The organism is Streptomyces pseudogriseolus (assembly GCA_002154585.1).
In the GTDB taxonomy this organism is placed as follows: Bacteria; Actinomycetota; Actinomycetes; order Streptomycetales; family Streptomycetaceae; genus Streptomyces; species Streptomyces pseudogriseolus.
Map to the genome: position 1 here is coordinate 1 of MUNG01000084.1, position 13,067 is coordinate 13,067.

At 71.8% G+C, this 13,067-nt stretch carries 14 protein-coding genes; 6 read left to right on the forward strand and 8 right to left on the reverse strand.

All coding sequences use genetic code 11. The annotated features are described in order from the left end of the window. Positions 1-37: 37 nt before the first annotated feature. On the reverse strand, positions 38-595 hold the full coding sequence (locus CCN29_RS09120) for an acyl-CoA thioesterase (protein WP_189408736.1): 558 nt from the start codon (positions 593-595) through the stop codon (positions 38-40). A 119-nt stretch (positions 596-714) separates the two neighbouring features. Between CCN29_RS09120 and CCN29_RS09125 the strand changes: the two genes are divergently transcribed. Beyond that, positions 715-1,965 (forward strand): LCP family protein, encoded by a 1,251-nt coding sequence (locus CCN29_RS09125; protein WP_086680926.1) that lies wholly within the window; start codon positions 715-717, stop codon positions 1,963-1,965. An 82-nt stretch (positions 1,966-2,047) separates the two neighbouring features. Here CCN29_RS09125 and CCN29_RS09130 read toward each other — a convergent pair whose 3' ends face one another. Next, the gene (locus CCN29_RS09130; RefSeq protein ID WP_031022074.1) at positions 2,048-2,413 is read right to left on the reverse strand and encodes a four-helix bundle copper-binding protein; all 366 of its coding nucleotides are present in this window, start codon (positions 2,411-2,413) and stop codon (positions 2,048-2,050) included. 183 nt (positions 2,414-2,596) lie between these two features. Here CCN29_RS09130 and CCN29_RS09135 point away from each other — a divergent pair, with 183 nt between their 5' ends. Next, the gene (locus tag CCN29_RS09135; RefSeq protein WP_031022072.1) at positions 2,597-3,760 is read left to right on the forward strand and encodes a phospholipase D-like domain-containing protein; all 1,164 of its coding nucleotides are present in this window, start codon (positions 2,597-2,599) and stop codon (positions 3,758-3,760) included. A 93-nt stretch (positions 3,761-3,853) separates the two neighbouring features. Then, positions 3,854-4,498 carry a dihydrofolate reductase family protein gene (locus CCN29_RS09140; RefSeq protein ID WP_031022071.1) on the forward strand — a complete coding sequence of 215 codons (645 nt, stop codon included), beginning with the start codon at positions 3,854-3,856 and terminating at the stop codon, positions 4,496-4,498. A 100-nt stretch (positions 4,499-4,598) separates the two neighbouring features. Here the strand turns inward: CCN29_RS09140 and CCN29_RS09145 are convergent, their stop codons facing one another. After that, the gene (locus CCN29_RS09145; protein ID WP_031022064.1) at positions 4,599-5,756 is read right to left on the reverse strand and encodes an acyl-CoA dehydrogenase; all 1,158 of its coding nucleotides are present in this window, start codon (positions 5,754-5,756) and stop codon (positions 4,599-4,601) included. Positions 5,757-5,951: 195 nt separating this feature from the next. Here CCN29_RS09145 and CCN29_RS09150 point away from each other — a divergent pair, with 195 nt between their 5' ends. Beyond that, positions 5,952-7,295, forward strand: a complete 1,344-nt coding sequence (locus CCN29_RS09150) for a UDP-glucose dehydrogenase family protein (protein ID WP_031022062.1) — start codon at positions 5,952-5,954, stop codon at positions 7,293-7,295. A gap of 102 nt (positions 7,296-7,397) precedes the next feature. Here the strand turns inward: CCN29_RS09150 and CCN29_RS09155 are convergent, their stop codons facing one another. Next, positions 7,398-7,904 carry a CGNR zinc finger domain-containing protein gene (locus CCN29_RS09155; RefSeq protein ID WP_031022060.1) on the reverse strand — a complete coding sequence of 169 codons (507 nt, stop codon included), beginning with the start codon at positions 7,902-7,904 and terminating at the stop codon, positions 7,398-7,400. Positions 7,905-8,013: 109 nt separating this feature from the next. Between CCN29_RS09155 and CCN29_RS09160 the strand changes: the two genes are divergently transcribed. Further along, positions 8,014-8,373, forward strand: coding sequence for a VOC family protein (locus CCN29_RS09160; RefSeq protein WP_031022057.1), 360 nt, complete (start codon positions 8,014-8,016; stop codon positions 8,371-8,373). Between the two features lie 15 nt (positions 8,374-8,388). Continuing rightward, complete coding sequence (locus CCN29_RS09165; RefSeq protein ID WP_031022055.1) at positions 8,389-8,781, forward strand: VOC family protein; 393 nt, start codon at positions 8,389-8,391, stop codon at positions 8,779-8,781. A 146-nt stretch (positions 8,782-8,927) separates the two neighbouring features. Here the strand turns inward: CCN29_RS09165 and CCN29_RS09170 are convergent, their stop codons facing one another. The 4 genes from CCN29_RS09170 to CCN29_RS09185 form a co-directional block, all read right to left on the reverse strand. Further along, the gene (locus tag CCN29_RS09170) at positions 8,928-10,055 is read right to left on the reverse strand and encodes a dipeptidase (RefSeq protein ID WP_086680927.1); all 1,128 of its coding nucleotides are present in this window, start codon (positions 10,053-10,055) and stop codon (positions 8,928-8,930) included. Between the two features lie 131 nt (positions 10,056-10,186). After that, positions 10,187-11,365 carry a dipeptidase gene (locus tag CCN29_RS09175; protein ID WP_031063979.1) on the reverse strand — a complete coding sequence of 393 codons (1,179 nt, stop codon included), beginning with the start codon at positions 11,363-11,365 and terminating at the stop codon, positions 10,187-10,189. Positions 11,366-11,370: 5 nt separating this feature from the next. After that, positions 11,371-11,895, reverse strand: coding sequence for a 5-(carboxyamino)imidazole ribonucleotide mutase (purE, locus tag CCN29_RS09180; protein ID WP_031022049.1), 525 nt, complete (start codon positions 11,893-11,895; stop codon positions 11,371-11,373). Continuing rightward, positions 11,892-13,031, reverse strand: a complete 1,140-nt coding sequence (locus CCN29_RS09185; RefSeq protein WP_086680929.1) for a 5-(carboxyamino)imidazole ribonucleotide synthase — start codon at positions 13,029-13,031, stop codon at positions 11,892-11,894. Before CCN29_RS09185 ends, purE begins: the two co-directional genes overlap by 4 nt. Between the last annotated feature and the right edge of the window lie 36 nt (positions 13,032-13,067).

Consider the following 13,067-nt stretch of genomic DNA (forward strand, 5'->3'; position numbering starts at 1 on the left):
GGCGTTCGCGCCCTGGGGAGTCCGGGAGGGGACGGGGTCAGTCGTCGAAGCCTTCCGCCGCTCGCTTCTCGCGGAGTTCCAGGATCGCGCGGCGGCGGGACAGGCGGTGGGTGCGGCGGATCTGGGCCTCCTGGTAGCGGCGGCGGTCGCGGTCGGTCTCGGGGAGGACCTGCGGGACCCGGCGCGGCTTGCCGTCGGCGTCGACCGCGGCGAAGACGAGGTAGGCGGAGCCGACGTGCGTGGCCGGCGTGGACTCGTTCCAGCGTTCGGCCAGCACCCGCACCCCGACCTCCATCGAGGTCCGGCCGGTCCAGTTGACCTGGGCCTTGACGTGAACAAGGTCACCCACGCGGACCGGCTCGAAGAACGCCATCTCGTCCATGGAGGCCGTCACGGCCGGCCCCCCGGAGTGCCGGCCGGCGACCGCGCCCGCCGCGTCGTCGACCAGTTTCATGATCACCCCACCGTGCACGGTGCCCAGGAGATTGGTGTCGTTGTGGGTCATGATGTGGCTGAGGGTGGTGCGGGACGCCGAGACGGGCTTGCCCGGGATCTCCGGACTGTCCGTCTGCGCGGCAGGGGCCTGGTCTGTCATGGCCTCCACCTTATGCCGAGGTGACAAGCGGGGGTTTTGTGTCAGCTTCGCTACAGCGGCGCCCTGATTTTCCGACGACCCTTGTACCGCCGCCCCTGCGGACCTGCACACTGTCTGGCATGAATGATTGGCCCGAGGCATGGTCCGACGACAACCGCGGCGGCCGCTACGGACGCGGGAGCGGGAGCGCTCAGCCCGAGAGCGCCCGTGTCATGCGGCAGGTCCGGCGGGGTCGGCCGGCCCCTCCCGGGCAGGCTCCGTACGGCCAGGTCCCGCAGCAGCCGCGCTACGCCGACGGCGGCTACGACGACTACGACAGCGGCTACAACACCGGCCAGGTGTACGGCGGCGGACGCGGCGGCGGTGACGGCTACGGCCCCGAGCGCCCCGCGCCGGACTGGCGGCGCCGCATCAAGTGGACGGCGATCACCCTGGTGACCGTGCTGGTGGTCACCACCGTCGCCACGTACTTCTGGGCCGACTCCAAGCTCAACCGCGACGTCGACCTGTCGAAGGTGATCGAGCGGCCCGAGAAGGGCGAGGGCACCAACTACCTCATCGTCGGCTCCGACAGCCGCGAGGGCTTGTCCGACGAGGACAAGAAGCGGCTGCGCACCGGCTCCTCCGAGGGCAAACGCACGGACTCGATGATGATCCTGCACACCGGGGACAACGGCCCGACCCTCATCTCGCTGCCCCGTGACTCCAACGTGGAGATCCCCACCTTCAAGGGCTCCGAGTCGGGGAAGATCTACCAGGGCACCGGCCGCGAGGTGAAGCTGAACGCCGCGTACGCCGAGGACGGCCCCGAGCTGCTGGTGCGCACGGTGGAGTTCAACACCGGCCTGCACATCGACCACTACGTGGAGATCGGCTTCGCCGGCTTCGCGAACATCGTGGACGCGGCCGGCGGCGTCGAGATCGACATCCCGCAGGACATCAAGGACACCAAGTCCGGCGCCGACTTCAAGAAGGGCAAGCAGACCCTGAACGGCGAGGAGGCGCTCGCCTTCGTCCGCACCCGGTACGCGCTGGCCGGCTCCGACCTGGACCGCACCAAGAACCAGCAGAAGTTCCTGTCCGCCCTGGCCAACCAGGTGGCGACCCCGAGCACCGTGCTCAACCCGTTCCGCCTCTACCCGACCATGGGCGCGGGCCTGGACTCCCTGATCGTCGACAAGGACATGGGGCTGTTCGACCTGGCCGACATGTTCTGGTCGATGAAGGGCGTCAGCGGCGGCGAGGGCACCTCGATGAACATGCCGCTGGCCGGCTCCGCCGGCGGCAACCTGCTGTGGGACAAGGACAAGGTCAAGCAGCTGGTCCAGCAGCTGAACAACGACGAGAAGGTCACCGTCAAGGGCGACTGACACCGCTGCCGGTCACCAGGGCCGGTCACCGTGACGAGGGCACCTCCGCGGGGGTGCCCTCGCGCATGTCCGGCGCGGGCCGTCACATCGGGGCGCCCGCCATCGCCCGGCACATCTCGGAGCAGCGGCGGCAGGATTCGGCGCACCGCGCCATCCGCTCGTCCTCCGGCATCGACATGCACGCCTCCGCGCACAGGTCGCAGGCCTGCGCGCACATCATGCACATCTCGTTCGCCAGCGGCGAGCGGCGCATCATCATGTCCGCGCACATCCGGGTCATCTCCGAACAGTCGAGGAGCGCCCGCATGATCCGCGTCTGCGCGTCGCCGCCCGTCTGCAGACACGCGCTCATGGTCTCCTCGCACACGCCGTGGCAGGCCATGCACGCCTGGATGCAGTCCTGTGTCTCCTTGCTCAGCGGTTCCGTGGCCGGCTGCTGCTGGGTCATGGTTCCTCCCAGGGACCGACGGGGACCGGCGTTCGGCCCTCGCTCCTCCCGTCCTACGCCCCTGTGTCCATGACCACCACGCGACGCTGCTTTGGCCGGGCCGGGAGCGGACATCAGGACAGGGGGCCCCTGCCCACGGCGCCGAGGGGGCGTCCGGCGGGGCGGCGGAGAGGGAGTAGGACCATGACGACACAGACGGAGCGGCAGCGGCTGCGCAGACGGCTGGAACGGCTCATCGGAATCGCGGCGACCGAGGGCAACGAACTGGTGCCGCTGCGCAACGGCGACGAGATCTTCCCGGCGATGCTGGAGGCGGTCCGCGCCGCGGAGCACACGGTCGACATGATGACGTTCGTCTACTGGCGGGGCGACATCGCGCGGGAGTTCGCCGAGGCGCTGGCCGAACGGGCCCGCGCGGGCGTCCGGGTGCGGCTGCTGCTGGACGGCTTCGGCGCGAAGGAGATAGAGCCGGAGCTGCTGGACGCGATGGACGACGCCGGCGTGCACGTGGCGTGGTTCCGCAAGCCGACCCGGCTGTCGCCGATGCGGCAGAACCACCGCTGTCACCGCAAGGTGCTGGTCACCGACGAGCACACCGCCTTCACCGGCGGGGTGGGCATCGCGCAGGAGTGGTGCGGCGACGCCCGCAACCCCGACGAGTGGCGCGACACCCACGTCAAGGTCACGGGCCCGGCGGTGGACGGCATCGCGGCGGCCTTCGCCCAGAACTGGGCCGAGTGCCACGACGAGCTGTACGACGAGCACGACCGCTTCACCGGGCACGAGCAGCCGGGCAGCGCCACGGTCCAGGTGGTGCGCGGCTCGGCCAGCTTCGGCTGGCAGGACATGCAGACCCTGCTGCGCGTGGTGATCACCTCGGCGCAGGAGCGGTTCCGGCTGTCCACGGCGTACTTCGCGCCCGACACGTACTTCGTCGGCCTGCTGGCGGACGCCGCCCGCCGGGGCGTGAAGGTGGAGATCCTGCTGCCCGGGCCGCACACCGACCAGCGCGCCTGTCTGCTGGCCGGGCGGCAGCACTACCAGACGCTGGTGGACGCGGGCGTGGAGGTGCGCGAGTACCAGCCGACCATGCTCCACACGAAGATCATCACGGTGGACGGCGTCTGCTCCCTGATCGGCTCCACCAACTTCAACCGCCGCTCGCTGGAGCACGACGAGGAGGTCATGCTGGCCGTCCTCGACGAGGACTTCACCGCACGGCTGGACGCCGACTTCGACGCCGACCGCAAGCAGAGCGAGGCGATCGACCCGGCCCGCTGGCGGCGCCGTCCGCTGCGTGCGCGGCTCGCGGAGGCGGCGGTCACCCCGATCCGGCGATTCCTGTGAGCGGACGGCGATGAGTTCGCCGCGCGCGGGGAGTCCACCCTGTGTCATCCGGGTCGGGAGAGACCGGATCAGGAGACCAGGTCAGGAGAGACCGTGCCTCAGCTGCTGCGCGTACAGAACTTCAACGTCTCGGCCGACGGGATCGGCGCGGGCGAGGACCAGACCCTCGAGCGCCCCTTCGGCCATCTGGATCCCGGCGAGATGTTCGCCTGGGCAGGGGCGACCGCGAGCTGGCCCAACCGCACCGACCCCGGCGGGACCCGGGGCCTCGACGACTACTTCACCCGTGACTTCAGGAACAACATCGGCGCCGAGATCATGGGGCGCAACAAGTTCGGGCCCCAGCGCGGGCCCTGGCAGGACCACGAGTGGCAGGGCTGGTGGGGGGACGAGCCGCCGTTCCGCACGCCGGTGTTCGTCATGACCCACCACCCGCGTCCGTCGTTCACGCTGTCCGACACCACGTTCCACTTCGTCGACGGCTCCCCGGAGCGGGTGCTGGAGCTGGCGCGGGAGGCGGCGGACGGCAAGGACGTCCGGCTCGGCGGCGGGGTCACCACCGTGCGGCAGTTCCTCGACGCGGGTCTGGTGGACACCCTGCACGTGGCGGTGTCGCCGGTGAAGGCGGGCTCCGGGCTGCGGCTGTGGGACTCCCCCGAGGATCTGCTCGACCGCTACCACCTGGAGGTCGTGCCCAGCGCGAGCGGGGTGACGCACCACCTGTTCTGGCGCAGGTGACGCGGGCGACGTAGCTGGGGCGGGCGACTACGGGGGACCGGCCGACGCGGAAGGGCGCCCGGGGGATTCCCGGACGCCCTCGCGCGATGTCCGACCGCCGTTACGGCAGGTTGCGCGCCATGACGATGCGCTGGACCTGGTTGGTGCCTTCGTAGATCTGCGTGATCTTGGCGTCGCGCATCATGCGCTCGACCGGGTAGTCGCGGGTGTAGCCGTAGCCGCCGAGGAGCTGGACGGCGTCCGTGGTGACCTCCATGGCCACGTCGGAGGCGAAGCACTTGGCGGCGGCGCCCTGGAAGGTGAGGTCGCTGTCGCCCCGCTCGGACTTCGCCGCGGCGGCGTAGGTGAGCTGGCGGGCGGCCTCGATCTTCATGGCCATGTCGGCGAGCATGAACTGCACGCCCTGGAAGTCGGCGATCGGCTTGCCGAACTGCTTGCGCTCCTTGACGTAGCCCTTGGCGTAGTCGAGGGCGCCCTGGGCGATGCCGAGGGCCTGCGCGGCGATGGTGATGCGGGTGTGGTCCAGGGTCCGCATCGCCGTGGCGAAGCCGGTGCCCTCCTCGCCGATCATGCGGTCGGCGGGGATGCGGACGTTGTCCAGGTAGACCTCGCGGGTGGGCGAGCCCTTGATGCCGAGCTTCTTCTCCGGCGCGCCGAAGGAGACGCCCGGGTCGGACTTCTCCACGACGAAGGCGGAGATGCCCTTGGAGCGCTTCTCCGGGTCGGTGACGGCCATCACCGTGTAGAACTCGGACTCGCCGGCGTTGGTGATCCAGCGCTTCACGCCGTTGAGCACCCAGAAGTCGCCGTCGCGGACGGCGCGGGTCTTCATGCCGGCGGCGTCGGAACCGGCGTCCGGCTCGGACAGGCAGTACGAGAACATCGCCTCGCCCCGGGCGAGGGGGGCCATGTACTTCTTCTTCAGCGCCTCGGAGCCGGAGAGGATGACCGGCAGCGAGCCCAGCTTGTTCACGGCCGGGATGAGGGAGGAGGACGCGCAGACGCGGGCCACCTCCTCGATCACGATGACCGTGGCGAGCGCGTCGGCGCCGGCGCCGCCGTACTCCTCGGGCACGTGCACCGCGTGCAGGTCGTTCGCGGTCAGCGCGTCGAGGGCCTCGCGGGGGAAGCGGGCCTCCTCGTCCACCGCGGCGGCGTGCGGCGCGATCTTCGCCTCGGCCAGCGAGCGGACGGCGTCCCGGAGCATGTCGTGCTCCTCGGACGGGCGGTACAGGTCGAAGTCAGCCGATCCGGCCAAGGTCTCTCACGCTCCAGAACACTGCGATGATGGTCACGCTAACTACCGTTAAGTAACTCAAATTTTAGGCCTTCGCCCGTGCTCGTGGATAGGTGAGCTGAGCGACAGCGGCCGGACGACCGGGCGAGGCGCGAGTGGGCGCCCCGGATATGCTCGGGCGCGCACGTGCCTGCCGCAGACCTCTGGAGCACCCCCATGGCCCTCAAGATCACCGTGATCGGCACCGGTTATCTCGGCGCGACCCACGCCGCGGCCATGGCGGAGCTGGGCTTCGAGGTGATGGGCCTGGACGTGGTGCCCGAGAAGATCGACAAGCTGCGCCGCGGCGAGGTCCCGATGTACGAGCCGGGGCTCGAGGAGCTGCTGCGCCGGCACGTGGCCGGGATCGAGGGCTCGACCGGCCGGCTGCGGTTCACCATGGACTGGGCCGAGCTGGGCGAGTTCGGCGACGTCCACTTCGTCTGCGTGAACACCCCGCAGCGGCACGGCGAGTACGCCTGCGACATGTCGTACGTCGACGCGGCGATCGCCTCGCTCGCCCCGCATCTGAAGGGTCCCGCGCTGGTCGTGGGCAAGTCGACGGTGCCCGTCGGGTCGGCCGACCGGCTGGCCGCCTACCTCGCCGAGCACGCGCCGGCCGGGGCGGACGCGGAGCTGGCCTGGAACCCGGAGTTCCTGCGTGAGGGGTTCGCGGTGCAGGACACGCTGCACCCGGACCGGATCGTGGTGGGCGTGCGCAGCGAGCGGGCGGAGAAGCTGCTGCGCGAGGTGTACGCCACGCCGATCGAGGAGGGGTCGCCGTTCGTGCTGACGGACTTCCCGACGGCGGAGCTGGTGAAGACGTCCGCGAACTCCTTCCTCGCCACCAAGATCTCGTTCATCAACGCGATGGCGGAGCTGTGCGAGGCCACCGGCGGCGACGTCGCCAAGCTGGCGGAGGCGATCGGGTACGACGACCGGATCGGCCGGAAGTTCCTGCGCGCCGGGATCGGCTTCGGCGGCGGGTGCCTGCCGAAGGACATCCGGGCGTTCATGGCGCGCGCCGGCGAGCTGGGCGCGGACCAGGCGCTGACGTTCCTGCGCGAGATCGACTCGATCAACATGCGCCAGCGCGGGCGGATGGTGGAGCTGACCCGGCAGGAGCTGGGCGGCGGGCCGTTCCTCGGCAAGCGGGTGGCGGTGCTCGGCGCGACGTTCAAGCCGGACTCGGACGACGTCCGCGACTCGCCCGCGCTGAACGTGGCCGGGCAGATCCACCTCCAGGGCGGCCAGGTCACCGTCTACGACCCGAAGGGCATGGACAACGCCCGCCGTGTGTTCCCGACGCTCGGGTACGCCGACTCGGCGCTGGAGGCGGTGCGCGGCGCGCATGTCGTGCTGCACCTGACGGAGTGGCGTGAGTTCCGCGAGCTGGACCCGGCGGAGCTGGGCGAGGTGACGGCCGAGCGGGTGGTGCTCGACGGGCGCAACGCGCTGGACGCGGAGGCGTGGCGGCGGGCCGGCTGGCGTTTCCGGGCGATGGGACGCCCCGGCGCCTGAGGCGCGCCTGTCGCGCGCGGGTGACGCCGGTTCGGCCGAGGCTCAGTCGGCCGAACCGGCGTCGTGTCGCATTCTGCCCCAACCGGCGCGGGCGTGCCGGGACTACCCCCGCTTCGCCCGGTACCGGCGCATCTTCGCGCGGGCCCCGCACACCTGCATGGAGCACCAGCGGCCGCGTCCGCCGGGGCTGCGGTCGTAGTAGGCCCAGTGGCAGTCGGGGGCCTCGCAGGCCTTGAGTCGCTGCCAGGTGCCGGCCGTGAGCGCCTCGGCGACGGCGGCGGCGATCCGGGAGAGCAGGGGCGCCTCGTCGACCGGTGCGAGGGCGGCGGAGCCGTCGGCGGGGTCGACCGTGACGACCAGGGGCGCGCGGGCGAGCAGCTCGCCGAGCGGGACGACCGGACGGTGGGCGGGGTGGCCGGCGTGCGCGAGCAGGGTGGCGCGCAGCGACTCGCGCAGCTCGCGGGCGTCGTCGACGGTGTCCTCGGTGAGACCGAAGGGCGCACGGCCCTCCGGCGTGTCCAGCGCGTCGGCGCCCGCGGCGAGGTCCACCGTGTTGACCAGCGCCTGGACCAGGGTCAGCCGCCCCGGCGGGGCCGCTCTCTCGCTCATGACCCGACGGTACCTTCCGTGAATCCCCTTGCGAGGTTACCGGCTCTGCGGCAGCATGCGGTAACGGTTACCCAAAAACCGCTTCAAGCGGTAACACGAGGAGGCAGTCATGTCCGTAGCGAAGGTGGGCGCCGTCGTCCTGGACTGTCCGGACCCGCGCGCGCTGGCCGGTTTCTACGCCGGCATCGTGGGCGGCACGCCGGAGGGCGAGGGCGACTGGGTGGACCTGGCGGTGCCGGGCGGGCCGACGCTGGCCTTCCAGCGGGCCGAGGGTCATGTCCCGCCGGAGTGGCCGGCGGCCGACCACTCCCAGCAGTTCCATCTCGACCTGACCGTCGAAGACCTGGACGCGGCCGAGAAGGAGATCCTGGCGCTGGGCGCGAAGCCGCTGGACACGGAGGACCGCTCGCGCACCTTCCGGGTTTACGCGGACCCGGCCGGGCACCCGTTCTGCCTGTGCGCCTGCTGAGACATGGAGGAACCGATGGCCCCCGTGGCACGACTGCGCAGTGTCGTCCTCGACTGCCCCGACCCGAGTGAGCTGGCCGTCTTCTACGCGTCCGTGGCCGGCGGCACGCCCGAGGCCCAGGACGACGACTGGGTGGTCCTCCAGGTCCCCTCGGGCCCCCGCCTCGCCTTCCAGCGGGCCCGGGGCCACACCCCGCCGGCCTGGCCGAGCGCCGACCACGACTCCCAGCAGTTCCATCTCGACTTCGACGCGGGTGGCACGTGGGAGGACGTCGACGCGGCGGAGGCGAAGGTACTGGCCCTCGGGGCGCGTGTGCTGGACCGTGAGGACGACAGGTCGAAGGACTTCCGCGTCTACGCCGACCCGGCGGGCCACCCCTTCTGCCTGTGCCGCATCGAACAGCCGTAGGCGACGCCCGGTCCGCGCAGTTCCCGCCGCTGCGGGCAGTCGTGCCGCTGGGGCGGCACGGGTGGGCGCAGCGGCACCCCGTAAGCGCCGGGCTGCGCAACCCGCCCCCCACGGCCGTGCAGTTCCCCGCGCCCCTAAGGGGTGTCTCAGGTGTCGAGGGTGGTGATTGTCGCCGTCGACGGCTCGCGGCGCTGTCGGGCCGTGTGGGAGGTGAAGGCTGCCGCGCGGAGGACGCGTTGGACGTTTCCCCAGGTCAGGAGGGCGACGTCGGACTCCTCCCAGCCGCGCCGGAGGAGTTCCGCGATCAGGCGGGGGTAGCAGGACGGGTCACGCAGGTCCTGCGGGTGCGCGCTGCCCGTGTCGTACGTGCCGGACAGGCCCACGCAGTCCGGGCCGGCGAGGGTGCGGACGTGGTCGAGGTGGTCGGCGACGTCGCGGACCGTCGGTCCGGCCTGTTCGGCGGTCAGCGGCACCAGGCACAGCCCCTTCGCCTCGCCCACCGCGGCGAGCAGGTCGTCGGGCAGGTTGGCGGGGTGCGGCCGCAGGTCGGACGCGCCGGACCGGCTGAAAAGCACCGGCGCCTTGGAGACGACGAGCGTCCGGCGGATCGTGGGGGCGGACGCGCAGGAGAGGTCGGCGACCATGCCGAGCCGGTTCATCTCGCGCACGACCTCCTCGCCGAAGCGGGTGAGCCCGGCGGGGCCCGCCCAGGAGGTCCCGGTGAGGGTGACGACCCGTACACCGAGGGCGTGCAGGGAGCGCAGGACGCTCAGGGAGTCGCCGAGGGCGGGCGCGCCGGCCGGGCCGAACAGCACGGCGATCCGGCCGCAGTTGCGGGCGTCGACGACCTCCCCGGCGGTGCGGGCGGGCCGCAGTCCCGTGTCGTGGGCGGCGACGACCCCCTGCGCCAGGTCGAGCTGCTCCAGGGTCGCGGTGAGCGCCCGGTCGCCGTCGTGTCCTTCCGGCAGGTGCAGCGACCAGAACACGGCGCCGACCTGCCCCTTCCGCAGCCGCGGCAGATCCGCGTCGACGGCGCTCTCCCCCAGGTCGAGGTCGTACCAGGGCAGTCCGCGCAGCGTCCACGGCAGGCCGCTGTAGCCGTCGCAGACGGGGTGGGCGGCGAGGACGGCCCGTGCGCGGTCGAGGGGGGCGTCGTCCGGGTCGGAGACGGGCCGGTACTCCTCCGGCCCGACGACCACCGCCTCCTGCGGGTACGGCTCGTCGGCGCGGCCGACCTCGGCGGCGGTGTGCAGGTCGTCCTGGAGATCGGCCATAACGGGGCTCCGTACGTCGTGACCTCGGGCGGTACGGTCACGGTCGCACGGAGCACCCACGGGCTTCCTGGTGAACGCGGCGTTCGGGGTAAGACCGAGGAGGGCCCCGGGTCCCGCGCCGCGTCCGCGGGTCAGCCGTCCAGCGCCTCGAGGGTGGCGTGGGAGGGCGCGCGCGTGGCGCGCAGGTCGCGGGCCACGTCCTCGGCGGCGCCCAGTACCCGGACCGCGTTCTGCCAGGTCAGCTTCGCCAGGTCGGCGCGGGACCAGCCGCGGTCCAGCAGCTCGGCGATCAGCCGGGGGTAGCCGGAGACGTCGTCCAGGCCGTCGGGGGTGAAGGCCGTGCCGTCGTAGTCGCCTCCGATGCCGAGGTGGTCGACGCCGGCGACCTCACGCATGTGGTCGAGGTGGTCGGCGACCGTGGCCACCGTGGCGACGGGCCGCGGGCGGCTCTCCTCGAAGGCGCGGTGCAGCTTCATCGCCTCGGGGCTGGTGTCGAGGTGGTGGAATCCGTGGGCGCGCAGGTTCTCGTCGGCGGCCGCCGTCCAGTCGACGGCGGCCTGGAGCACGAACTTCGGCACGAACGTCACCATGGCGACGCCCCCGTTGGCGGGCAGCCGCTCCAGCACGTCGTCGGGGATGTTGCGCGGGTGGTCGCAGACCGCGCGGGCGGAGGAGTGGGAGAAGATCACCGGCGCCGTGCTGGTGTCCAGGGCGTCCCGCATGGTCGTCGCGGCGACGTGGGAGAGGTCGACCAGCATGCCGAGCCGGTTCATCTCCCGCACCACCTCGCGGCCGAACGCCGACAGTCCGCCCACGCCGGGCTCGTCGGTCGCCGAATCCGCCCACGCCACGTTGAAGTTGTGGGTGAGCGTCAGGTAGCGCACCCCGAGGTCGTACAACCCCCGCAGCGTGCCGAGGGAGTTGGCGATGGAGTGGCCGCCCTCCGCGCCCATGAGGGAGGCGATGCGGCCCTCGCGGCGCGCGGCCTCCATGTCGGCGGCGGTCAGCGCGGGCGCCAGATCGGCCGGGTACCGGTCCAGCAACTGCCGTACGCAGTCGATCTGTTCCAGTGTGGCCGGCACCGGGTCGGGGGCGTCGGCGCGGACGTACACCGACCAGAACTGCGCGCCGACGCCGCCGGCGCGCAGCCGGGGGATGTCGGTGTGCAGATGGGCGGACTGGTCGACGGCGACGTCACGGGCGTCGAGGTCGTAGGAGACCTGTTCGCGCAGCGCCCACGGCAGGTCGTTGTGCCCGTCGACGACGGGGAACTCGCGCAGCAGTTCCCGGGCCTGGTCCAGGGAGGTCATCCGCGTCACTTCCCGAAGCCGAAACCGGCGCCGGAGCCCTCGGCCTTGGCCCGCAGCCGCTTGCCCTTCTCGGTCGCCTGGTCGTTCAGCTCCTGCTGGAACTCCCGCATGCGGCCGAGCAGTTCCTCGTCGTGGGCGGCGAGCATACGGGCCGCGAGCAGGCCCGCGTTGCGCGCGCCGGCGACGGAGACGGTGGCGACGGGCACGCCGGCCGGCATCTGCACGATGGACAGCAGCGAGTCCATGCCGTCGAGGTACTTCAGCGGCACGGGCACGCCGATGACGGGCAGCGGGGTCACCGAGGCGAGCATGCCGGGCAGATGGGCGGCGCCGCCCGCGCCCGCGATGATCGCCTTGAGCCCGCGGTCCGCGGCCTGCTCGCCGTACGTGATCATCTCGCGGGGCATGCGGTGCGCGGAGACGACGTCGACCTCGTAGGCGATCTCGAACTCGTCGAGGGCCTTGGCCGCCGCCTCCATGACGGGCCAGTCGGAGTCCGACCCCATGACGATGCCAACGACTGGGCTCATTCGGTGATCGTGCCTCTCAGGTAGCCGGCTGCGTGACGGGCGCGCTCCAGCACGTCGTCCAGGTCGTCGCCGTAGGTGTTCACGTGACCGACCTTGCGGCCGGGCTTCACGTCCTTGCCGTACATGTGGATCTTCAGCTGGGGGTCGCGCGCCATGCAGTGCAGGTACGCGGAGTACATGTCCGGGTAGTCGCCGCCGAGGACGTTGACCATGACCGTCCACGTCGCGCGCGGGCGCGGGTCGCCGAGCGGCAGGTCGAGGACAGCGCGGACGTGGTTGGCGAACTGCGAGGTGATCGCGCCGTCCTGGCTCCAGTGGCCGGAGTTGTGCGGGCGCATCGCGAGCTCGTTGACGAGGATGCGGCCGTCGCGGGTCTGGAACAGCTCCACCGCGAGATGGCCGACCACGCCGAGCTCCTTGGCGATGGTCAGCGCCATCTGCTCCGCCCTGAGCGCGAGGTCCTCGTCGAGGCCGGGCGCGGGCGCGATCACGGTGTCGCAGACGCCGTTCACCTGCCGCGACTCCACGACCGGGTAGGCGACGGCCTGGCCGTGCGGGGAGCGGACCACGTTGGCGGCCAGCTCCCGCACGAAGTCGACCTTCTCCTCGGCGAGCACGGGCACCCCGGCCTTGAACGGCTCGGCGGCCTCCTCGGCGGAGGAGACGACCCAGACGCCCTTGCCGTCGTATCCGCCGCGGACGGTCTTGAGGACGACGGGAAAGCCCTCGCCCTCCGCCGCGAACGCGGCCACGTCCTCGGGGCCGGACACGATGCGGTGCCGCGGGCAGGGCACGCCGACCGCCTCGAGCTTCGCGCGCATCACGCCCTTGTCCTGGGCGTGCACCAGCGCCTCGGGGCCGGGGCGGACGGCGACGCCGTCGGCCTCCAGGGCCCGCAGGTGCTCGGTGGGCACGTGCTCGTGGTCGAAGGTGATCACGTCGCAGCCGCGCGCGAAGGCACGCAGGGTGTCCAGGTCGCGGTAGTCGCCGACGACGACGTCACTCACCACCTGGGCCGCGGAATCCTGCGGGGTGTCACTGAGGAGCTTGAACCTGATACCGAGCGGGATGCCAGCCTCGTGCGTCATACGAGCGAGCTGACCGCCGCCGACCATGCCGACTACCGGAAACGTCACGCCCCCAGGGTATCCGCCCACGCCAGGGTGGCCGAT

What these genes read in the sequence shown, in the direction of transcription:
- CCN29_RS09155 (WP_031022060.1), bottom strand. Translation starts at nt 7,904, where the DNA reads ATGAGCGAGAGAGCGGCCCCGCCGGGGCGGCTGACCCTGGTCCAGGCG.
- CCN29_RS09130 (WP_031022074.1), bottom strand. Translation starts at nt 2,413, where the DNA reads ATGACCCAGCAGCAGCCGGCCACGGAACCGCTGAGCAAGGAGACACAG.
- purE (WP_031022049.1), bottom strand. Translation starts at nt 11,895, where the DNA reads ATGAGCCCAGTCGTTGGCATCGTCATGGGGTCGGACTCCGACTGGCCC.
- CCN29_RS09120 (WP_189408736.1), bottom strand. Translation starts at nt 595, where the DNA reads ATGACAGACCAGGCCCCTGCCGCGCAGACGGACAGTCCGGAGATCCCG.
- CCN29_RS09150 (WP_031022062.1), top strand. Translation starts at nt 5,952, where the DNA reads ATGGCCCTCAAGATCACCGTGATCGGCACCGGTTATCTCGGCGCGACC.
- CCN29_RS09165 (WP_031022055.1), top strand. Translation starts at nt 8,389, where the DNA reads ATGGCCCCCGTGGCACGACTGCGCAGTGTCGTCCTCGACTGCCCCGAC.
- CCN29_RS09170 (WP_086680927.1), bottom strand. Translation starts at nt 10,055, where the DNA reads ATGGCCGATCTCCAGGACGACCTGCACACCGCCGCCGAGGTCGGCCGC.
- CCN29_RS09160 (WP_031022057.1), top strand. Translation starts at nt 8,014, where the DNA reads ATGTCCGTAGCGAAGGTGGGCGCCGTCGTCCTGGACTGTCCGGACCCG.
- CCN29_RS09175 (WP_031063979.1), bottom strand. Translation starts at nt 11,365, where the DNA reads ATGACCTCCCTGGACCAGGCCCGGGAACTGCTGCGCGAGTTCCCCGTC.
- CCN29_RS09135 (WP_031022072.1), top strand. Translation starts at nt 2,597, where the DNA reads ATGACGACACAGACGGAGCGGCAGCGGCTGCGCAGACGGCTGGAACGG.
- CCN29_RS09125 (WP_086680926.1), top strand. Translation starts at nt 715, where the DNA reads ATGAATGATTGGCCCGAGGCATGGTCCGACGACAACCGCGGCGGCCGC.